The 20453-nt window shown below is 66.5% G+C and carries 19 protein-coding genes; 18 read left to right on the top strand and 1 reads right to left on the bottom strand.

The genetic code is table 11. The features are described from left to right. Positions 1-70: 70 nt before the first annotated feature. Together GNX71_RS19955 and GNX71_RS19950 are read left to right on the top strand one after the other, a co-directional pair. Entirely contained in the window at positions 71-274 is a 204-nt protein-coding gene (locus GNX71_RS19955; protein ID WP_041943815.1) for a DUF465 domain-containing protein, read from the top strand. Beyond that, positions 271-2337, top strand: a complete 2067-nt coding sequence (locus GNX71_RS19950) for an ATP-dependent DNA helicase (protein ID WP_206173914.1) — start codon at positions 271-273, stop codon at positions 2335-2337. The genes GNX71_RS19955 and GNX71_RS19950 overlap by 4 nt, the downstream gene beginning before the upstream one ends. Positions 2338-2347: 10 nt before the next feature. Here GNX71_RS19950 and GNX71_RS19945 read toward each other — a convergent pair whose 3' ends face one another. Continuing rightward, on the bottom strand, positions 2348-3154 hold the full coding sequence (locus GNX71_RS19945) for an outer membrane protein assembly factor BamD (RefSeq protein ID WP_206173913.1): 807 nt from the start codon (positions 3152-3154) through the stop codon (positions 2348-2350). A gap of 71 nt (positions 3155-3225) precedes the next feature. Between GNX71_RS19945 and GNX71_RS19940 the strand changes: the two genes are divergently transcribed. The 16 genes from GNX71_RS19940 (at position 3226) to hflC (ending at position 20440) form a co-directional block, all read left to right on the top strand. Beyond that, positions 3226-4194, top strand: coding sequence for an RluA family pseudouridine synthase (locus tag GNX71_RS19940; protein WP_206179572.1), 969 nt, complete (start codon positions 3226-3228; stop codon positions 4192-4194). A 129-nt stretch (positions 4195-4323) separates the two neighbouring features. Continuing rightward, on the top strand, positions 4324-5220 hold the full coding sequence (gene scpB, locus GNX71_RS19935) for an SMC-Scp complex subunit ScpB (RefSeq protein WP_206173912.1): 897 nt from the start codon (positions 4324-4326) through the stop codon (positions 5218-5220). Further along, the gene (locus GNX71_RS19930) at positions 5207-6994 is read left to right on the top strand and encodes a pseudouridine synthase (RefSeq protein ID WP_206173911.1); all 1788 of its coding nucleotides are present in this window, start codon (positions 5207-5209) and stop codon (positions 6992-6994) included. The genes scpB and GNX71_RS19930 overlap by 14 nt, the downstream gene beginning before the upstream one ends. Before the next feature lie 152 nt (positions 6995-7146). Further along, complete coding sequence (ndk, locus tag GNX71_RS19925; protein WP_013542117.1) at positions 7147-7572, top strand: nucleoside-diphosphate kinase; 426 nt, start codon at positions 7147-7149, stop codon at positions 7570-7572. Positions 7573-7593: 21 nt separating this feature from the next. Continuing rightward, a complete protein-coding gene (gene rlmN, locus GNX71_RS19920; protein ID WP_206173910.1) occupies positions 7594-8748 on the top strand; it encodes a 23S rRNA (adenine(2503)-C(2))-methyltransferase RlmN in 1155 nt (384 codons plus the stop codon). A gap of 4 nt (positions 8749-8752) precedes the next feature. After that, entirely contained in the window at positions 8753-9607 is an 855-nt protein-coding gene (gene pilW, locus GNX71_RS19915; protein WP_206173909.1) for a type IV pilus biogenesis/stability protein PilW, read from the top strand. After that, complete coding sequence (locus GNX71_RS19910) at positions 9600-10559, top strand: helix-turn-helix domain-containing protein (protein WP_206173908.1); 960 nt, start codon at positions 9600-9602, stop codon at positions 10557-10559. The genes pilW and GNX71_RS19910 overlap by 8 nt, the downstream gene beginning before the upstream one ends. After that, on the top strand, positions 10556-11842 hold the full coding sequence (gene ispG, locus GNX71_RS19905; RefSeq protein ID WP_206173907.1) for a flavodoxin-dependent (E)-4-hydroxy-3-methylbut-2-enyl-diphosphate synthase: 1287 nt from the start codon (positions 10556-10558) through the stop codon (positions 11840-11842). The genes GNX71_RS19910 and ispG overlap by 4 nt, the downstream gene beginning before the upstream one ends. A gap of 15 nt (positions 11843-11857) precedes the next feature. Continuing rightward, positions 11858-13168 (top strand): histidine--tRNA ligase, encoded by a 1311-nt coding sequence (gene hisS, locus GNX71_RS19900; protein WP_206173906.1) that lies wholly within the window; start codon positions 11858-11860, stop codon positions 13166-13168. Positions 13169-13174: 6 nt separating this feature from the next. Beyond that, positions 13175-13867 (top strand): tetratricopeptide repeat protein, encoded by a 693-nt coding sequence (locus GNX71_RS19895; RefSeq protein WP_206173905.1) that lies wholly within the window; start codon positions 13175-13177, stop codon positions 13865-13867. A 7-nt stretch (positions 13868-13874) separates the two neighbouring features. Next, positions 13875-15017, top strand: coding sequence for an outer membrane protein assembly factor BamB (gene bamB, locus GNX71_RS19890; RefSeq protein WP_206173904.1), 1143 nt, complete (start codon positions 13875-13877; stop codon positions 15015-15017). A 60-nt stretch (positions 15018-15077) separates the two neighbouring features. Beyond that, entirely contained in the window at positions 15078-16421 is a 1344-nt protein-coding gene (gene der, locus GNX71_RS19885; protein WP_013542109.1) for a ribosome biogenesis GTPase Der, read from the top strand. A gap of 157 nt (positions 16422-16578) precedes the next feature. Continuing rightward, complete coding sequence (gene hfq, locus GNX71_RS19880; RefSeq protein ID WP_018902784.1) at positions 16579-16842, top strand: RNA chaperone Hfq; 264 nt, start codon at positions 16579-16581, stop codon at positions 16840-16842. Positions 16843-16899: 57 nt separating this feature from the next. Continuing rightward, positions 16900-18069 (top strand): GTPase HflX, encoded by a 1170-nt coding sequence (hflX, locus tag GNX71_RS19875; RefSeq protein ID WP_206173903.1) that lies wholly within the window; start codon positions 16900-16902, stop codon positions 18067-18069. Between the two features lie 74 nt (positions 18070-18143). Beyond that, positions 18144-19523, top strand: a complete 1380-nt coding sequence (hflK, locus tag GNX71_RS19870) for an FtsH protease activity modulator HflK (RefSeq protein WP_206173902.1) — start codon at positions 18144-18146, stop codon at positions 19521-19523. 17 nt (positions 19524-19540) lie between these two features. Beyond that, the gene (gene hflC / locus GNX71_RS19865) at positions 19541-20440 is read left to right on the top strand and encodes a protease modulator HflC (protein WP_206173901.1); all 900 of its coding nucleotides are present in this window, start codon (positions 19541-19543) and stop codon (positions 20438-20440) included. The last annotated feature ends 13 nt before the right edge of the window (positions 20441-20453 follow it).

Raw genomic sequence — 20453 nt, 5'->3', positions numbered from 1 at the left:
GTAAATTCGTATCAGGACGTATTATCGAATGAACATGCGCCGCGCAAACCCTGCGTTCGCACACCCACCGTTGGACTCCAATCTCCACTCCCTTTCCCGCCAGCTGATCGAACTGCGCATCGAGCACGCCGATCTCGACGCCACCATCGATCGCCTCGCCGAAGCCTCGCCGCAAGACGAACTCCTGCTGCGGCGCCTGAAGAAGCGCCGTCTCGCGCTGCGCGACCAGATCACGCGCGTGGAGAACATGCTCGATCCGAGAGAGCCCGCGTGACCGAGTCGCTCGAGGACAAGGTGCGCGATGCGTTCGCGCAGGGCGGGGTGCTCTCGCACGCCGCCGATCAATTCCGTGAACGCTCGGGCCAGACCGACATGGCGATGGCGGTGGCCCGCACCATCGACCAGGGCGGCGTGCTGGTGGTCGAGGCCGGCACCGGCGTCGGCAAGACTTTCTCGTACCTCGTGCCGGCGCTGCTGAGCGGCGAGCGCGTATTGCTGTCGACCGCCACCAAGACGCTGCAGGACCAGTTGTTCGGCCGCGACCTGCCGAGGCTGGTCGAGGCCTTCGGGCTGCCGGTGCGCACGGCGCTCCTGAAGGGGCGCGGCAGCTACCTGTGCCTGCACCGGCTCGACACGGCGCGCCACGACGCCTCCTTGCCCGAGCGCGGCAGCCTGCGCACGCTCGCCAAGATCGAGCAATGGTCCAAGGCCACGCGCACCGGCGACCTGGCCGAACTGCCGGGGCTCGACGAGCGCTCGCCGCTGATTCCGCTGATCACTTCCACGCGCGAAAACTGCCTGGGCGCGCAGTGCCCGCAGTTCAAGCCCTGCCACGTCAACCTGGCGCGGCGCGAGGCGCTGGCGGCCGATATCGTGGTCATCAACCACCATCTGTTCTTCGCCGATCTCGCGGTGCGCGAAACCGGCATGGCCGAACTGCTGCCGACCGTGAGCGTGGTGGTGTTCGACGAAGCGCACCAGCTCAACGAGACCGGCGTCCAGTTTCTCGGCGCGCAACTCGGCAGCGGCCAGGCGCTCGACTTCGCGCGCGACATGCTGGGCGCGGGCCTGCAGCATGCGCGCGGGCTGGTCGATTGGCAGCAACTGGTGGCGGCGGTCGAGCGGGCCGCGCGCGAGCTGCGGCTCGTGGTCGGCAAGCAATGGCCCGGCGCCAAGCTGCGCTGGCTGGGCGAGTCGCCGGAGGGCGTCGATTCGAGTGCCTGGCAGAGGGCGCTCGAAGACCTGCAGCATTCGTTCGAACTCGCGGCCGAAGGGCTCGATACCGTCAGCGAAATTTCTCCCGACTTCGTGCGGCTGCACGAGCGGGCGCAGCAGCTCGCCAAGCGGGCTGCACGTTTCGCGTTGCCGTGCGCGGTCGATTCAGTGCGCTGGGTGGACGTGGGCTCTCAACTGCGGCTGGTCGAGTCGCCGCTCGACATTGCCGAGGCGATGCGCAAGCGCGTGCTCAAGATCAGCGAGCCGGACGACGAAGACGACAGCGACACCGACGCGTACGGCGAACGCCCCGCGGCACAGGAGCGGGAACACGACCGCCGCGCCTGGGTGTTCACGTCCGCCACGCTGGGCGATGAGCCAACCCTGCGCTGGTTCACCGAACCGTGCGGGCTGGGCGATGCCGAGGTGCTGCGCGTGCAGAGCCCGTTCGACTACGCATCGCAGGCCGCGCTCTATGTGCCGCGCGTTTTTCCGAAGCCGAACGATGCCTCGCACAGCGCGAAGGTCGCGCAACTGGCCGCACGCGGCGCAGCAGAGCTCGGCGGGCGCACGCTGGTGCTGACGACCACGCTGCGCGCATTGCGGACCATTGGCGATGCGATGAAGCAGCACTTCGAGCTGCTCGATGCGGCGGTGCGGCCCGAGGTGCTGGTCCAGGGTGAGCTGCCCAAGCGCGTGCTGATGGAGCGATTCCGTGAAGGTGCGAACGAGGGGCGCGCCGGCTGCGTGCTTGTGGCGTCGGCGTCGTTCTGGGAGGGCTTCGATGCGCCGGGCGATGCGCTGCAACTGGTGGTGATCGACAAGCTGCCGTTCCCGCCGCCCAACGATCCGCTGGTGGAAGCGCGCTCGCAGCGCCTGGAAGCGCAAGGGCGCAGTTCGTTCAGCGACTATTCATTGCCGGAGGCGGCCGTGGCGCTCAAGCAGGGGGCGGGGCGCCTGATTCGCCGCGAGACCGACAGCGGCGTGCTGGCGATCTGCGACACGCGGCTGGTGGCGATGGGCTATGGCCGCCGGTTGCTGGCGGCGCTGCCGCCGATGCGGCGGCTGGAGAGTGAAGCGGACTTCGAGAGCGCCATCGGCGCCCTCAAGAATCCGTACTAGCCGGCGCTGGTTACCAGACCTTCCACCAGGGGTCGTTGTTGCCCTTGAAGCCGTTCGCCAGGTAGGTGCTCTGCGGATAGTTGGTGGTCAGCACGCGCTGGGCATCGTCGCGCAGGTCCTTCATGCCGAGGGCGTCGTACGACTTCACCATGATGTACAGGGCTTCTTCGAGCGCCGGCACTTCGCGGTAGTCGGACAGCGCGATCTGCGCCCGGTTGATGGCCGCCAGGTAGGCGCCGCGCGTGTAGTAGTAGCGTGCCACGTGAACCTCGTACTGCGCGAGCGAATTCACGATGTAGTTCATGCGCTGGCGCGCGTCGGGGGCGTAGCGCGACTCAGGGAAGCGCGTGACGAGGTCGCGGAACGACTCGAACGATTCCTTGGCGGCCTTCTGGTCGCGCTCGGACAGGTCCTGGCGCGTGAGGAACGCGAACATGCCCAGGTCGTCGTTGAAGTTGATCACGCCCTTCAGGTAGAGCGCGTAGTCGAGCGCCGGGCTGGCCGGGTGCAGCTTCATGAAGCGGTCGATGGTGGCGATGGCGCTGGCCTTTTCGCCGCCCTTGTACTGGGCGTAGGCCTTTTCCAGTTGCGCCTGCTGCGCGAGCGGGGTGCCGGCGGCGCGGCCTTCGAGCTTCTCGTACAGCGGCACGGCCTTGTCGTAGGCGCCCGAACTGGACTCTTCCTTGGCTTCCGAGTAAATGCGGTTGGGGCTCCAGGAAGCGGTCTTGTCTTCCTTGGTGGAGGAGCAGCCGGTAGCGAGCAGAGCCGCCGCGCTGAGCGCGATCCAGGCGGGGACCGATAATTTGGCGCGAAACATCACATACGGCTTTCGTGAAACAGTTGCCTTCAATTATATCGACCGACCCTTTGGCCGATCCCCCGGAAACCATGGAGCTCGAAGAGGGCGCCGATCCGGTCGATGCGAGCGAGTTGCGCCCCTTTCTGGTCAGCGAGGCGCTGCACGGCCAGCGGCTCGACCGGGCCCTGGCGGCCCTGGTGCCCGAATTCTCCAGAAGTTACCTGCAGCAGTTGATCGAGGCGGGTGCCGTCGAGTTCCAGGGCCGCACGCTCACCAAGGCCTCGGCCACCGTGCGCGCGGGGCAGGCGGGGCACATCGAACTGCGCCCTACACCCCAGAGCCAGGCCTTCCGGCCCGAGCCGATGGATCTGGTCACCGTGTTCGAGGACGAGCACCTGCGCATCGTCGACAAGCCGGCCGGCCTGGTCGTCCATCCGGCCCCCGGCCACTGGAGCGGCACGCTGCTGAACGGGTTGCTGGCGCTCGACCCGAAGGCCGTGCTGCTGCCCCGCGCAGGCATCGTGCACCGGCTCGACCGCGATACCAGCGGTCTGATGGTCGTCGCGCGCACCCGCGCCGCGATGGATGCGATGGTGACGCTGATCGCCGCGCGCGAGGTCAAACGGCAGTACCTGGCGATCGGGCACAAGCCATGGGTCGGCGCCGCCGCCCGCCAGGTCGATGCCCCGATCGGGCGCGATCCGCGCAACCGGCTGCGCATGGCCGTGGTCGACCTGGAGCGCAACTCGGGCAAGACGGCCCGTACGTTGATCGAGCGCCTCGACAGCCATTCGGAAGGCTGCGTGGTGCGCTGCACGCTCGAAACCGGCCGCACCCACCAGATCCGCGTGCACATGGCGTCTATCGGGCATCCGCTGGTCGGCGACGCGCTATACGGCGGCGCCCCGGCCGTTGGACTGGCGCGCCAGGCGCTCCATGCGTTCCGGCTGGCCTTCGTGCACCCCATCACGCAAGCCGCGCTCGAGTTCCGTTCGCCACCGCCGCCCGACATCGCTCAGGCTTTGCAGTCCTGGGGGCTGGACTACAATCGCGCCTGACGGCCCAAGGGCCGCGCCGGCCCCCCGAAGCCGGCCCTGCGTTGCACTCGCCGCGTGCCGGCAACGCCTCCTTCTTTCATCCTTCTGAACAAGCGCCCCCGAGGCGCCTTTTCCCGGATAACGCGAACCATGAATACGGCGGATGCCAAGCGCATTCTCGAAACCGCCTTGATCTGTTCGAGCCAGCCGTTGCCGGTGCGCGATCTGCGCGTGCTGTTCGACGACGAACTGGGTGTGGACACCATCAAGGTGCTGTTGCTTGAACTGCAGGAAGACTGGGCGCAACGCGGCCTGGAGTTGGTGAGCGTCGGCAGCGGCTGGCGATTCCAGAGCCGGCCCGAGATGCGCGACCACCTCGATCGCCTGCACCCCGAGAAGCCGCCGCGCTACACGCGCGCCGCGCTCGAGACGCTGGCCATCATTGCCTATCGCCAGCCGGCCACGCGCGGCGACATGGAAGACATCCGGGGCGTCACGATCAATTCGCTGATCCTGAAGCAACTCGAGGACCGCGGCTGGGTCGAGGTGATCGGCCACCGCGAAACGGTCGGCCGGCCCGCGCTGTATGCCACCACGCGCCAGTTTCTCGATGATCTCGGTCTTGCCTCGCTTGACCAGTTGCCGCTGATCGAGACGCCCGCGCAGCAGGCCGCGCTGGTCGATGCGCTCGAGCAGGCCTCCGGCAACCAGCCGGGCCTGCCCATGGACGCCATCCCCGAGTCGGATGCCGATGCATCCGCCGATGGCGATGCGGATGCGATGCCGGAAGAAGCGCCGCTCCCGGCCGGCGACTCTGTCGAGGCCGCTCCCGAAGTGCTGGAAGCCGCCGCTGCGCAGGTGGCCGAAGACGCCGTGTCCGCCGACGTTGCCGAAGCGGATGAAGCACCGCTTCCCGAAACCGGCGAAGCCGTGTCTCCCGCTGAAGCCGAACCCACCCCCGTCACCGATTCCGACCCCGATGCCGCGTCCCAGGACGAGGTCGATCCCCACGCAGTTTCTCCGGAAAAACCTCATGAGCCCATCTGACATCGACGACGCGGGAATCCTGCCGATCGCGCCTGAATCCGAGAAGAAAGAGGCGCAAGCGCCCGAACAGGCTGCGGATGCTGCGATCGATTCCGCCGCGCCTGCCGATGGCGAGGCGCCCAAGAAGCGGCGCCCGCGCAAGAAGAAGGTCGTCGAGGCCGCCGCCGATGAGGCCGAGGCATCTCCTGCGGTCGAGGAGGCGACTCCTGCAGCGCCTGCGGTCGAGTCGCCTGTTGTCGTTGCCGAATCAGAAGAAGCCGCTCCGATAGCGACCGTTCGCCAGGAGCGCCCGACAGAGGAAGCTTCACGCGGTGACCGGAGCGACCAGGGTGACGACGAGGACGAAGACGAAGAGCCCGACGAGGAAGAAGACGACCTCGACCGCGCCCGCCGCGCCGCCGAGCGCGAACAGCGCAACGCGCTGCCGCCCGAGCCGATCCGTTTTGCGGACGTCATCTCGGGCCAGTTCGACGCTGACGAAGAAAGCCCTGAGGTGCCACCGCTCAAGCGCGTGCTGCTGCCCGAGGCCGATTCGCCCAAGCTGCACAAGGTGCTGGCCCAGGCCGGCCTGGGTTCGCGGCTCGAGATGGAGTCGCTGATCCTGCAGGGCCGGATTTCGGTCAACAACGAGCCCGCGCACATCGGCCAGCGCATCCAGTACGGCGACCAGGTCAAGATCAACGGCAAGCCGATCCGCTACCGCATCGCCCCCCCGCCGCCGCGCGTGATTGCGTACCACAAGCCCGTCGGCGAAGTGGTCACGCATGACGACCCGCAGAACCGGCCCACCGTGTTCCGCAAGCTCCCGCGCCTGCAACAGGGCAAGTGGCAGTCGGTCGGCCGCCTCGACCTGAACACCGAAGGCCTGCTGCTGTTCAGCAGCTCCGGCGACCTCGCCAATCAATTGATGCATCCGCGCTTCGGCCTGGAGCGCGAGTACGCGGTGCGCGTGCTGGGCGCCCTCAGCAGCGAAGAGAAGCAGAAGCTGCTTGACGGCGTGCGCCTCGAGGACGGCATGGCTCAGTTCGGCACCATCGAAGAGGGCGGCGGCGAAGGTTCCAACTGCTGGTATCGCGTCACGATTTCCGAAGGCCGCAACCGCGAAGTGCGCCGGCTGTTCGAGTCGGTGGGCCATGCGGTCAGCCGGCTGATCCGCATCCGCTACGGCGCGATGGTGCTGCCGCGCGGCCTGAAGCGCGGCGCCTGGATGGAGCTCGACGAGCGCGACATCCGTGCGCTATTCCAGGCCTCCGGCGGTGCGGCTGCGCGCCCCGCGGCGCCTCAGCAACGCGGCCCCGGTGGCCCCGAGGGTGGTGGTCGCAACGGGCGCAACAAGAAGCGCCGCGGCAACCGCAACGGTGGCGGCCAGGGTCAAGGGCAAGGACAGCAGCCCCGCGAAATGCGCGATGACGGGCGCGAAGCGCCCATTCCAAATCCGCTGGGCGACGGTCGTCCGCCGCGCGGCGATCGCGGTGGCCGTGCCAACCGCGGTGGCGGCAACGGCGGCCCGCCGCAGCAGCGCCGCGGCAATACCGGCGGCAACAACCGCCAAGGCCAGGGCGGCGGCAATCGCCAGCAGGGCGACGATCGCCAGCCGAGCGGCGCCAACCAGCCCGATCCGATGAAGACTTCGCTGGGCTACATCGGTGCCGACAGCTTCTCGCGCCAGCGCAAGGAGCAGCGCGGAGGGCAGGGGCGCCGCAGCGGTGGCGGTGGCGCTCCGGGTGGTGGTGGTTATGGCGGCCCGGCCGGTTCACGCCGCCGCGGACGCTGAAAGCCAGCCGTCACGGCGCGGCTTTCGCGGGGTTTTCACCAACCCCGAGGGCTGCGCCGGTTAAAATCAGAGGCTTTGTCGATTCGTGACGAAACAAATTCGTTGCAGTTGTGACAAAACACTTCAAAATCAAAGCTGCAGGAAGCATTTCAATGGCTATCGAACGTACCCTCTCCATCATCAAGCCCGACGCCGTCGCCAAGAACGTCATCGGCAAGATCGTTTCCCGCTTCGAAGCTGCCGGCCTCAAGATCGTCGCCGCCAAGCTGGTGCATCTGTCGCGCAACGAAGCCGAACAGTTCTACTCGGTCCACAAGGAACGTCCCTTCTTCAAGGACCTGGTCGAATTCATGATCTCGGGCCCCGTGTTCGTGCAAGTGCTCGAAGGCGAGAACGCCATCGCCAAGAACCGTGACCTGATGGGTGCCACCGACCCCAAGAAGGCAGCCGCCGGCACCATCCGCGCCGACTTCGCCGACAGCATCGACGCCAACGCCGTGCACGGTTCGGATGCTCCCGAAACCGCAGCGAACGAAGTCTCGTTCTTCTTCGCCGGCCTCAACGTCTACGCACGCTGAAGCTGTCTGCCGACTGATTCCATGACCACGGCCAACCTGCTCGACTTCGATCTCGAGGGTTTGGCTGCGTTCTGCGAAAAACTCGGCGAAAAGCGTTTCCGCGCCACGCAGCTGTTCCGCTGGATCCACCAGCGTGGCGCCAGCGACTTCACCCAGATGACCGATCTGGCCAAGTCGCTGCGCGAGAAACTCGCGACCACCGCGCGCGTGGAGGCCTTGCCGGTCCTCACGCAGCACGAATCCAAGGACGGCACGATCAAGTGGCTGTTCGACGTTGGCGGCGGCGATGCCGTCGAAGCCGTATTCATTCCCGAGGACGACCGCGGCACCCTGTGCGTGTCGTCCCAGGCCGGCTGTGCGGTCGGTTGCCGCTTTTGCTCGACCGGGCATCAGGGCTTCAGCCGCAATCTCAGCACGGGCGAAATCACCGCCCAGCTGTGGTTTGCCGAACATTTCCTGCGCAAGCATTTGAAGCGCAACGACCGCGTCATCTCCAACGTGGTGATGATGGGCATGGGCGAGCCGCTTCAGAACTACACCGCGCTGGTGCCCGCCTTGCGCACCATGCTCGACGACAACGCCTACGGGCTGTCGCGCCGCCGTGTCACCGTGTCGACCTCCGGCGTCGTGCCGATGATCGACCGCCTGGGCACCGACTGCGCGGTGGCCATGGCCGTTTCGCTGCACGCGCCCAACGATGCGTTGCGCGACGACCTCGTGCCGCTCAATCGCAAGTACCCGATTGCCGAATTGCTCGAGGCCTGCAAGCGCTACCTCGAACATGCGCCGCGCGACTTCATCACCTTCGAGTACTGCATGCTCGATGGCGTGAACGACCAGCCCGAGCACGCGCGCCAATTGATCGAGCTCGTGCGCAAGCACGACGTCTCGTGCAAGTTCAACCTGATTCCGTTCAACCCGTTTCCGGCCTCGGGTCTCCTGCGTTCGCCGCAGCCGCGCGTGCTGGCGTTCGCCCGGACGCTGAGCGAGGCGGGCCTCGTGACCACCGTGCGCAAGACGCGCGGCGACGACATCGATGCCGCCTGCGGGCAGCTCGCCGGCGACGTCAAGGACCGCACCCGCGCCGCCGAACGCATGGCCCAGCGCCGTGCAACGGAACGTCCCGTTGTCTTGCATCCGATGCGCAAGACCCCCACCGTCCCCCAGGAGCATTGAAGCGATGAGCCAGGCCTTTCCGATGACCACCGCGAGTGCGCAGCGCCTGCTGGCTGCAAGCCTTGCCGGTGTCGCCGTGGCGTTTCTGCTCGCGGGCTGCGTCAACACGCGGACCACCACCACCAGCCTGGCCGACACCAGCTCGGGCAAGGGCGCCGAGATGGTTACCGAGTCCGACGAGACCAACCGCCAGCGCCGCGCGCGCCTGCGCATGGAACTGGCTTCGGGCTATTTCGAGCATGGCCAGACCACCGTTGCGCTCGACGAAATCAAGCAGGCGCTGGTGGCCGACCCCAACTACGCAGACGCCTACAACCTGCGCGGCCTCGTCTACATGCGCCTGGAAGATGCGGGCCTGGCCGAAGACAGCTTCCGCCGCGCGATCGCGATCGCTCCGCGCGATCCCAACATCCGCCACAACTACGGCTGGCTGCTGTGCCAGCAGAACCGTTTTGGCGATGCCGCGCAGCAGTTCACCGAAGCGCTTGCGGTGCCCAGCTACAACGACCGCGCCAAGACGCTCATGACGCAAGGCGTCTGCGAGCTCAAGGCCGGGCTGCGTCCGCAGGCCGAACGCAGCCTGATGCAGGCCTACGAGATCGACGCCGGCAATCCGGTGGTCGGCTTCAACCTGGCCTCGGTGCTGGCGCAGCGCGAGGAGTGGCAGCGCGCGCAGTTCTACATTCGCCGCGTCAACAACAGTCCCTCGGCCAGCGCCGAGACGCTCTGGCTTGGCATCAAGATCGAACGGAAGCTCAACAACCGCGAGGCCATCGCGCAGTTGGGAGGCCAACTGCAACGCCGCTTCCCCCAATCGCGGGAGGCATCAGCGTACGAGCGCGGGAATTTCAATGACTGAACGGGTTTCGGAGTTCGGCACTTCCGCGGCACTGCCGCTCGAGGAAGGCGACATCACGCACAAGACAGCCGGCGACCTGCTGCGCGAAGCACGCGAGGCGCACGGACTGCACATCGAAATGGTCGCGGCCGCCCTCAAGGTGCCGCCGCAAAAGCTCATGGCGCTCGAGGCAGACGACATCGCTTCGCTGCCCGACCCGGTCTTTGCGCGCGCCCTGGCCAGCAGCGTCTGCCGGGCCTTGCGCATCGACCCGGCGCCCGTGCTCGCCAAGCTGCCGAACACCCAGCACACGGCGCTGGCCGTGGCCGATCGCACCCTCAAGACCAATATCGTCTCCGGCACGCCGCGCTGGAATGGCGGGCGCGCCAGCGTGCTGCCGTCGCGACCGCTGCTGACGGTGGTCGTGCTCCTGCTGATCGGCGCAGGCGCGCTGTTCTGGCTGCCGCAGTCGGTCTTCGATCAGATCGGTGCTTCTGTGTCGCGCTTCACGTCGCGCAGCGCGTCCGACACGGCCCCGACGGGCGAAGCGCCCGCGGCCGGATCGGCTTCGGGCACGCCGGGTGTTGTTGCCGAAAATGTTCCCGTGCAGGCCGTTGCGCCCACCGGAACGGCGGGTGAAGCGCCTGCGGTGGCTGCAAATGCCCCTGCAACTGCCGCTGCTGCAACCGTCGCGCCTGCTGCGGCATCTCCCGCTGCTGCTGCAAACAGCAGTCAGCAACTGGTTTTCGTGGCCCGCGAAGAGTGCTGGATCACCGTGACCGAAGCCGGCGGCAAGCAACTGCTGCGCCGCAGCCTGCAGGCCGGCGAAACCGTCGGGTTGTCGGGCACGCTGCCGCTCTCGGTGGTGGTGGGCCGCGCGTCGGCCGTCGATGTGCAGGTGCGCGGAAAGGCCTACGATCTGAAGCCTGTCACGCGCGGCGGCGGCGTGGCGCGTTTCGAGGTGACATCGTGACCAATCTCGTAGCCTGCACCCCTCAACCCATCGAATCGGCGGCGCCCAAGGCGCGCCGCTCGCGCCAGGCCAGCGTGGTCTGGGGCCCGCGTGTCGTCACGGTAGGCGGCGATGCGCCGGTGCGCGTGCAGTCGATGACCAACACCGACACGGTCGATGCCATCGGCACCGCGATCCAGGTCAAGGAGCTCGCCATCGCGGGCTCCGAGATGGTCCGCATCACGGTCAACACGCCCGAGGCCGCGGCGCAGGTGCCCTACATCCGCGAGCAACTCGACCGCATGGGCATCGACGTGCCGCTGATCGGCGACTTCCATTACAACGGCCATCGCCTCCTTACCGACTATCCGGCCTGCGCCGAGGCGCTGAGCAAGTACCGCATCAATCCCGGCAACGTGGGCAAGGGCGACAAGAAGGACAAGCAGTTCGGCCAGATGATCGACGCCGCAATGCGCTGGAACAAGCCGGTGCGCATCGGCGTGAACTGGGGCAGCCTCGACCAGGAACTGCTCGCCAGCCTGATGGACACGAACAGCCAGCGCGCCGAGCCCTGGGACGCCAAGCAGGTGATGTACGAGGCGCTGATCACCTCGGCCATCGAATCCGCCAAGCTCGCCGAATCGATGGGCATGGCCGGCAACCAGGTCATCCTGTCGTGCAAGGTGAGCGGCGTGCAGGACCTGATCTCGGTGTACCGCGAGCTCGCCAAACGCTGCGACTATCCGCTGCACCTGGGCCTGACCGAAGCCGGCATGGGCACCAAGGGCACGGTAGCGTCGGCCACGGCGTTGTCGATCCTGCTGCAGGAGGGCATCGGCGACACGATTCGCGTGTCGCTCACGCCGCAGCCGGGCGAGTCGCGCACGCAGGAAGTGCTGATCGCCAACGAAATCCTCCAGGCCCTGGGCCTGCGCGTGTTCGTGCCGAGCGTCACCGCCTGCCCGGGCTGCGGGCGCACCACGAGCACCACCTTCCAGGAACTGGCCAAGCAGATCGACGACTACCTGCGCCTGCAGATGCCGGTCTGGCGCAAGAAATATCCGGGTGTCGAGACAATGAAGGTGGCCGTCATGGGCTGCATCGTCAACGGCCCCGGCGAGAGCAAGCACGCCGACATCGGCATCAGCCTGCCCGGCACCGGCGAGGCGCCCGCCGCGCCGGTCTTCATCGACGGCGAAAAGGCCCTCACGCTGCGCGGCGACAATATCGCCAACGAGTTCCACCAGCTCGTCGAAACCTACATCGAAAAGCGCTTCGGCGGCGAACACGCCGTCGCTGCCTGACACCTCCGCAGACTCATGGCTGAAAAATTGAATGCCGTCAAAGGCATGAACGACATATTGCCGCCCGAATCGGCGCGCTGGGAGTGGCTCGAGGCCACCGTGCGCGACCTGATGGGGCGCTATGCGTACCGCAACGTCCGCACGCCGATCCTGGAGCACACCGCGCTGTTCGTGCGCGGCATCGGTGAGGTGACGGACATCGTCGAGAAGGAGATGTATGCCTTCGAGGACCGCTCCGACAAGCACGGCCAGGCCGAGCACCTCGCGATGCGTCCCGAGAATACCGCCGGCCTCGTGCGCGCCGTGATCGAGCACAACATGCTCTACGACGGTCCCCGGCGCCTCTGGTACACGGGCCCGATGTTTCGCCGCGAGAAGCCGCAGCGCGGGCGCTATCGCCAGTTCCACCAGATCGGGGCCGAGGCGCTGGGCTTTGCTGGCCCCGATGTCGATGCGGAGCTGATCCTGCTGGCCAGTGCGCTGTGGAAGGCCATCGGCCTGACCGACGTGCGGCTCGAACTCAACAGCCTGGGCCAGCCCGCCGAGCGTGCGCTGCACCGCGCCAAGCTCATCGCTCACTTCGAGCAGCACGCCGACAAACTTGACGAAGACGGCAAGCGGCGTTTGCACAGCAATCCGCTGCGCATCCTGGACACCAAGAACCCGGCCATGAAGGAGGTGGTCGAGTCGGCGCCCAAGCTGAGCGAGTTCCTCGGTGCCGAATCGCTCGCGCACTTCGAGGGGCTGCAGGACATCCTTCGGGCCAACGGCATCGCCTACACGATCAACCCGCGTCTCGTGCGCGGGCTCGACTACTACAACCTCACGGTGTTCGAGTTCGTCACCGACCGCCTCGGCGCGCAAGGCACGGTCTGCGGCGGCGGCCGCTACGACGGCCTGATCGAGCAGATCGGGGGCAAGCCCGCGCCGGCCGTGGGCTGGGCCATGGGCGTGGAGCGCATCCTCGACTTGCTGAAAGAGCAGGGCGTTGACATCCCCGCGCCGGTGCCCGATGCCTACGCCATCGTGCCCGACGCGGCCTCCATGCCGCTGGTGCTGCGCACGCTGCAGCAGTTGCGCGAAGCCGGTGCGCGTGTGCAGATGCACGGCGCCACGGCCGAGGGCCTGGCGAGCTTCAAGTCGCAGATGAAAAAGGCCGACAACAGCGGCGCCACCTACGCCCTGATCTTCGGCGCCGATGAACTTGCACGCGGCGAAGTGACTCTCAAGGCCTTGCGCGACGGCAGCGGCGCGCAAACCGCCCGGCCTCTCGCCGAAGTGGCCACTTGGGCCGCCACCCTACAATCCCCGGCTCCCAACACCTGACAGCGCATGGCAACCCATCTCGATCTCGAAGAACAGGAACAGCTCGACCAGCTCAAGCATTTCTGGAATACCTACGGCACCCTGATCACCTGGGTCGTGCTGCTCGTCGCCGGCGCCTTCGTGGCCTGGAACGGCTGGCAGTACTTCCAGCGCAGCAAGGCTGCCCAGGCCGCGGCCCTTTACGACGAGGTCGAGCGCAGCACGCAGTCCGGCGATGTCGAGCGCATCCAGCGCGTGCTGGGCGACATGAAGGAACGCTTCGCCGGCACCGCCTATGCGCAGCAGGCCGGCCTCCTGGCCGCCAAGACGCTGTACGAAAAGGGCAAGGTCGAGGAATCGCGTGCCGCACTGGGCTGGGTGGCGCAGAGCGCTGTCGACCCGGGCTACCAGGCCATCGCGAAGCTGCGGCTCGCGGCCGAACTGCTCGACGGCAAGTCGTACGACGAAGCATTGAAGCAACTCGACGGCAAGGTGCCCAAGGATTTCGAGCCGCTGGTGGCCGACCGCAAGGGCGACATCTACATGGCACAGGGCAAGCGCGACGAGGCGCAGCAGGAATACCGCAAGGCCTGGACGGGCCTGGGCGCGACCTCCGACTACCGCCGCCTGGTCGAGATCAAGCTGAACGCGGTCGGTGTCGACCCGAAGAGCTTGGCGCCGACCATCACTGTCACACCCGCAGCCCCCAAAAACTCCTGATCGCATCATGAATTTCAAGCGTCTCATGCCTGAATCGGGCGCCTTGCGCGCAGGTTCCGCTCTTGTTCTGGTAGCGCTGCTGGCCGCCTGTTCCGGCACCAGCAAGCCGAAGCCGGTCGAGCTGCCCGCCAACCCCGCCTTGCTCGGCGTGCGCCAGGCCTGGAGCGTGAAGATTCCGGAAGTGAGCTTCCCGCTCACCACTGACGTCAGCGGCGACATCGTGACCGTGGCCGGCAACGACGGCACCATCGTGGCCATCGACGCCCGTGCCGGCCGTGAAACCTGGCGCGCGAGCGCGGGCGCCACGCTGGCGGCAGGCGTCGGCAGCGACGGCTCGATGGCTGCGGTCGTCACCACCAACAACGAGCTCGTCGCCATCGAAGGCGGCAAGGTCCTGTGGAAGCAGAAGCTGTCGGCCCAGGCCTTCACCGCGCCGCTGGTCGCAGGCCGTCGCGTGTTCGTGCAGACCGCCGACCGCAGCATCAGCGCCTGGGACGGCCAGAGCGGCCGCCGCCTCTGGCTGCAGCAGCGCCCGGGTGAAAACCTGGTGCTGCGCAAGTCGGGCGTGCTGATCGCCGTGGGCGACACCCTGGTCGCGGGCATCGGCGGCCGGCTGGTCGGCATCAACCCGGCCAACGGCACCTCGCGCTGGGAGTCGCCCATCGCGGCACCGCGCGGCACCAACGACGTGGAGCGCCTGGTCGACCTGACCGGCAGCGCGAGCCGTTTCGGCGACAGCGTTTGCGCGCGCGCCTACTACGCCAGCGTCGGCTGCGTCGAGACCCAGCGCGGCGCGCTGGTCTGGAGCAAGCCGGCCTCGGGCGCGGATGGCGTCACCGGCGACGAAGGCTTTGTCTACGGCACCGAATCCGACGGCAGCGTCACGGCCTGGCGCCGCGGCGACGGCGAACGCGCCTGGCAATCGACCCGTTTCAAGAACCGTGTGCTGACCTCGCCGCTCGCGGTGGGCCGCTCGCTGATCATCGGCGAGGACACCGGGTCCCTGCATTTCGTTTCGCGCGAAGACGGCGCACTGCTCAATCGTGTCACGCCCGATGGCTCCGCCATCACCGTTGCGCCGGTCCTGGCCGGCAACACGGTCGTGGTCGTGACCGCCAAGGGCGGCGTGTTTGGCTATCGCCCTGAATAATTTCTTCTCTTCCCACTCTCAAGGCCCGACCATGAAAACCGCGCCATCGAAAGGCCGGCCATGAAGCCGGTCGTGGCCCTGGTCGGCCGCCCCAACGTCGGCAAGTCGACGCTCTTCAACCGCCTGACCCAGACGCGCGACGCCATCGTCGCCGACTATGCCGGTCTCACGCGCGACCGCCACTACGGCAATGGTCGCCTGGGCAAGCACGAGTTCATCGTGATCGACACCGGCGGCTTCGAGCCCGATGCCGGCAGCGGCATCTACAAGGAAATGGCCAAGCAGACGCGGCAGGCCGTGGCCGAGGCCGACGTGGTGATCTTCGTGGTCGATGCCCGCGAAGGCCTCTCGGCGCAGGACCATGACATCGCCAACGAGCTGCGCCGGCTGGGCAAGCCCTGCGTGCTGGCCGCCAACAAGGCCGAAGGCATGCACGACGGCACCAAGCTGGTCGATTTCTACGAACTGGGCTTCGGCGACGTGCATGGCGTGTCCGCTGCGCACGGGCAGGGCATGCGCGACCTGGTCGAGTTGGCGCTCGAACCGCTGAACCTGCCGGACCCGGATGACGAGACGGACGAAGACGACGTCAACAAGCCGATCAAGCTGGCGGTGGCCGGTCGGCCCAATGTCGGCAAGTCCACGCTGATCAACACCTGGCTCGGCGAAGAGCGCCTGGTGGCCTTCGACATGCCGGGCACCACGCGCGACGCCATCTCGGTGCCGTTCGAGCGCAACGGCCAGCGCTTCGAGCTGATCGACACCGCGGGCCTGCGCCGCAAGGGCAAGGTGTTCGAGGCGATCGAGAAGTTCTCGGTGGTCAAGACGCTGCAGGCCATCGAGTCGGCCAATGTCGTGCTGCTGTTGTTGGACGCCACGCAGGGCGTGACCGACCAGGATGCGCACATTGCCGGCTACATCCTGGAGAGCGGCCGCGCGGTGGTGATCGCCATCAACAAGTGGGATGCGGTCGACAGCTACCAGCGCGAGCAGATCCAGCGCCAGATCGAGACCCGGTTGCCGTTCCTGAAATTTGCGTCATTGCATTTCATCTCGGCCATCAAGCGCCAGGGGCTCGGTCCGGTGTGGCAGGCCATTGCGCAGGCCCACAAGTCGGCCACCCGCAAGATGTCGACGCCGGTGCTCACGCGCCTGTTGTTGGAGGCGGTGCAATTCCAGGCGCCCCAGCGCGGCGGGATGTTCCGGCCCAAGCTGCGCTATGCGCACCAGGGGGGCATGAATCCACCGGTGATCATCATCCATGGCAATTCGCTGGAGCACGTCACCGACGCGTACAAGCGATTCCTGGAAGGGCGCTTCCGCAAGGAATTCGACCTGGTGGGAACGCCCTTGCGGATCCAGTTCAAAAGCTCGCAGAATCCATTTGCGGACAAGGACAGCTGAATTGCGTTTTGGGGTGCTTGGCCACCGATGGCGGCCGATGAGTTGCAGCTGGAACGGAAGTTCCGTCTTTTGAGAACCGTTATTTTCTCAAGGCTTTTGGCTCCGATTGCTGCAGCGCAGAAACCCTGTGTTAAGGTCATCTCTCCAACAACTACTCTTGAACACGGAGAATATCGTGAGCAATAAAGGGCAACTTCTGCAAGACCCGTTTCTGAACACCCTGCGTCGCGAGCATGTGCCGGTTTCCATTTATTTGGTGAACGGCATCAAGCTGCAGGGCCAGATCGAGTCTTTTGACCAATACGTCGTGTTGCTCCGCAACACAGTGACGCAAATGGTCTACAAGCACGCCATTTCCACCATCGTGCCGGGTCGTGCCGTCAACTTCTCGGCTGCCGAGAACGACGACGCCGCAGCCTGATCGCGCGGAGCGCGGCGGAGCCCCCTCCGTCGCGCTTTTTCCATTTTCTGATTCCGCTTGTCTGAACTGATCCACCGCCAGGAAGGCGCCGCCGTTCTCGTCGGCGTCGACTTTGGGCTGCCCCATTTCGACAGCGAACTCGAGGAACTCGGCCTGCTCGCGCAGACCGCGGGCCTCACGCCTGTCGCCCGACTCACCTGCAAACGCAAGGCGCCTGATGCGGCGCTGTTCGTGGGCAGCGGCAAGGCCGACGAAATCAAGGAGCTCGCCGCCATGCATCAGGCGAGCGAGGTCATCTTCGACCAATCCTTGAGCCCGGCGCAGCAGCGCAACCTCGAGCGCCAGCTCGACATCGCTGTCTACGACCGTACCTTCCTCATTCTCGAAATCTTCGCCCAGCGTGCGCGTTCGCACGAAGGCAAGCTGCAGGTCGAGCTGGCTCGCCTGCAGTACCTCAGCACGCGACTGGTTCGCCGCTGGTCTCACCTGGAGCGCCAGACCGGCGGTGCAGGTGTGCGCGGCGGCCCGGGCGAGAAGCAGATCGAGCTCGACCGCCGGATGATCAGCGAGTCGATCAAACGCACGCGCGAGCGCCTGGCCAAGGTGCAGAAGCAGCGCAGCACGCAACGCCGGCAGCGGGAGCGCCGCGAGACCTTCAACATCTCGCTCGTGGGTTACACGAACGCGGGCAAGTCGTCGATCTTCAATGCACTGGTCAAGGCGCGCGCCTATGCGGCCGACCAGCTCTTCGCCACGCTCGACACCACGACCCGCAACCTCTACCTGGGCGATGCGAAACGCCAGGTGTCGATCTCCGACACCGTCGGCTTCATCCGCGACCTGCCGCACGGGCTGGTCGACGCGTTCAAGGCCACGCTGCAGGAGGCGGTCGATGCCGACCTGCTGCTGCACGTGATCGACGCTTCCAACCCCCATTACCCGGAGCAGATGGCCGAGGTGCAGTCCGTCCTGCGCGAGATCGGCGCGGACGCCGTCCCGCAACTATTGGTATTCAACAAGCTCGACGCTCTTGAAAGCGCGCAACGTCCACTGCATCTGCAGGACGAGATGGAAATCGATGGCGTTCAGGTCCCCCGCATCTTCCTCAGCGCCAAAAGCGGCGAGGGCGTGCCGTTGCTGCGCGCCGAGCTGGCCCGGCAATCGGGCTCCTTAGCCGATACGATGACCCCTGCGGACGACACTGAATTGCACGATGCTGCCCTTTGATTGGGCACAATCCCGCCACTGACAAGAGAACGAAGCGAATGAATGCAAAGCCAGCGTGGAGAGGGTTTCTGGGCATGTTCAATCTAAACGATGGCCGATGGGGGCGCGGCGACGAGCCGTCGTCCTCCAACGGCGACCGCCCAGCCGGCAACCGGCCCCCCGATGCCGATCCTCCGGGCGCACCGACGCCCCCGCCTTCGGGCAACAACAATAACAACGGCAACCGCCCCCGCGGCCAGGGTCCCAACCAGGGACCGCCCGACCTCGATGAACTCTGGCGCGACCTCAATCGCAAGCTCGGCGGTTTCTTCGGTGGCGGCAAGGGCGGCGGCGGCAATCGTCCCAACGGCAGCAACAGCGGCGGTGGCGGCAACGGCTACAGACCCGACATGAAAAACGCAGGATTCGGCCTCGGCCTGGTGGCTGCCGTGGCGCTCCTCATCTGGCTCGGCACCGGCTTCTTCATCGTGAACGAAGGCCAGCAGGCCGTGGTCACGCAGTTCGGCCGCTACAAGTCGACCGTGAACGCCGGCTTTAACTGGCGCCTGCCATACCCGATCCAGCGCCATGAGGTGGTGGTGACCACGCAGATCCGTTCGACCGACGTGGGCCGTGACGCCATCGTGCGTTCCACGGGCCTGCGCGAATCGGCCATGCTGACCGAAGACGAGAACATCGTCGAAATCAAGTTCGCCGTGCAATACCGTCTCAGCGACGCGCGTGCCTGGCTCTACGAGAGCAAGTCGCCGTCCGAGACCATCGTGCAGGTGGCCGAGAGCTCCGTGCGCGAAGTGGTCGGCAAGATGAAGATGGACGCCGCGCTCGCCGAAGAGCGCGACCAGATCGCCCCGCGCGTTCGCGCGCTGATGCAGACCATCCTCGACCGCTACAAGATCGGCGTCGAAGTCGTGGGCATCAACCTGCAGCAAGGCGGTGTTCGTCCCCCCGAGCAGGTGCAGGCTGCGTTCGACGATGTGCTCAAGGCCGGCCAGGAACGCGAGCGCACCAAGAACGATGCCCAGGCCTACGCCAACAACGTGGTGCCGCTCGCCACCGGTACGTCGTCGCGCCTGAAGGAAGAGTCCGAGGCCTACAAGGCGCGCATCGTGGCCCAGGCGCAAGGTGATGCCGGCCGCTTCAGCGCGGTGCTGGCCGAGTACCAGAAGGCGCCGCAGGTCACCCGCGACCGCATGTACACCGACGCCATGCAGCAGATCTATGCCAGCACGACCAAGGTGCTCGTCGATACCAAGCAAGGCTCCAACCTGCTGTACCTGCCGCTCGACAAGCTCATGCAGATGAGCGGCAACAGCGCCGCGGCAACGCCCGTGGATGCCGCCAGCCCGAGCGTGGCCGGCACCGCTCCGGCCCAGTCGTCGGTGATCCCGGTGGCGCCGCCCACGGGCGAGACCCGTGCACGCGACGGCCGTTCGCGTGACCGCGACGTGCGTTGATAAAGGCCAAGAAGAACATGAACAGAATCGGATTCATCGCCTCGTCGATCCTCGTCTTGCTCGTGCTGCTGAGCTCGACCCTTTTCGTGGTCGACCAGCGCCAGTTCGGCGTGGTCTACGCCCTCGGCCAGATCAAGAGCGTCATCACCGAGCCCGGCCTCAACTTCAAGTTGCCGCCGCCGTTCCAGAACGTGTCGTACATCGACAAGCGCCTCTTGACGCTGTCGAGCATCGACACCGAACCCATGCTCACGGCTGAAAAGCAGCGCGTGGTGATCGACTGGTATGTGCGCTGGCGCATCAGCGATCCGCAGGCCTACATCCGCAACGTCGGCCTCGACGAGAACGCGGGTGCCATGCAGCTCAATCGCGTGGTGCGCAATGCGTTCCAGGAAAACATCAACAAGCGCACCGTGCGCGACCTGATCTCGGTGCGTCGCGAGGCCCTCATGGCCGACGTGCAGCGCGAAGTGCTGGCCGTGGTGAAGGGCGCCAAGCCCTGGGGCGTGGACGTGGTCGACGTGCGGATCACCCGTGTGGACTACGTGGAAGCAATCACCGAATCGGTCTACCGCCGCATGGAAGCCGAGCGCAAGCGCGTGGCCAACGAACTGCGCTCGACCGGTACGGCCGAAGGCGAAAAGATCCGCGCCGATGCCGACCGCCAGCGCGAAGTGATCGTGGCGAACGCCTATCGCGACGCCCAGAAGATCAAGGGCGAGGGCGATGCCCAGGCTGCGGCTTCCTACAGCGAGGCCTTCGGCCGCGACCCGCAGTTCGCCCAGTTCTATCGCAGCCTCGAGGCCTACAAGCAGAGCTTCAACAAGAAGAGCGACGTGCTGGTGGTCGATCCGTCGTCCGACTTCTTCCGCGCCATGCAGGGCTCCGGCTCGGCGGGCAACGCACCGCGCCGTTGATCCGCTCCGGGGC

This window comes from Variovorax sp. RKNM96 (assembly GCF_017161115.1).
In the GTDB taxonomy this organism is placed as follows: Bacteria; Pseudomonadota; Gammaproteobacteria; order Burkholderiales; family Burkholderiaceae_C; genus Variovorax.
The sequence above is the reverse complement of the archived record's forward strand: the minus strand, read 5'-3'. Positions and strand labels throughout refer to the sequence as shown.

What these genes read in the sequence shown, in the direction of transcription:
- GNX71_RS19945 (WP_206173913.1), bottom strand. Translation starts at nt 3,154, where the DNA reads ATGTTTCGCGCCAAATTATCGGTCCCCGCCTGGATCGCGCTCAGCGCG.
- GNX71_RS19940 (WP_206179572.1), top strand. Translation starts at nt 3,226, where the DNA reads ATGGAGCTCGAAGAGGGCGCCGATCCGGTCGATGCGAGCGAGTTGCGC.
- scpB (WP_206173912.1), top strand. Translation starts at nt 4,324, where the DNA reads ATGAATACGGCGGATGCCAAGCGCATTCTCGAAACCGCCTTGATCTGT.
- GNX71_RS19930 (WP_206173911.1), top strand. Translation starts at nt 5,207, where the DNA reads ATGAGCCCATCTGACATCGACGACGCGGGAATCCTGCCGATCGCGCCT.
- ndk (WP_013542117.1), top strand. Translation starts at nt 7,147, where the DNA reads ATGGCTATCGAACGTACCCTCTCCATCATCAAGCCCGACGCCGTCGCC.
- rlmN (WP_206173910.1), top strand. Translation starts at nt 7,594, where the DNA reads ATGACCACGGCCAACCTGCTCGACTTCGATCTCGAGGGTTTGGCTGCG.
- pilW (WP_206173909.1), top strand. Translation starts at nt 8,753, where the DNA reads ATGAGCCAGGCCTTTCCGATGACCACCGCGAGTGCGCAGCGCCTGCTG.
- GNX71_RS19910 (WP_206173908.1), top strand. Translation starts at nt 9,600, where the DNA reads ATGACTGAACGGGTTTCGGAGTTCGGCACTTCCGCGGCACTGCCGCTC.
- hisS (WP_206173906.1), top strand. Translation starts at nt 11,858, where the DNA reads ATGGCTGAAAAATTGAATGCCGTCAAAGGCATGAACGACATATTGCCG.
- GNX71_RS19895 (WP_206173905.1), top strand. Translation starts at nt 13,175, where the DNA reads ATGGCAACCCATCTCGATCTCGAAGAACAGGAACAGCTCGACCAGCTC.
- bamB (WP_206173904.1), top strand. Translation starts at nt 13,875, where the DNA reads ATGAATTTCAAGCGTCTCATGCCTGAATCGGGCGCCTTGCGCGCAGGT.
- der (WP_013542109.1), top strand. Translation starts at nt 15,078, where the DNA reads ATGAAGCCGGTCGTGGCCCTGGTCGGCCGCCCCAACGTCGGCAAGTCG.
- hflK (WP_206173902.1), top strand. Translation starts at nt 18,144, where the DNA reads ATGTTCAATCTAAACGATGGCCGATGGGGGCGCGGCGACGAGCCGTCG.
- hflC (WP_206173901.1), top strand. Translation starts at nt 19,541, where the DNA reads ATGAACAGAATCGGATTCATCGCCTCGTCGATCCTCGTCTTGCTCGTG.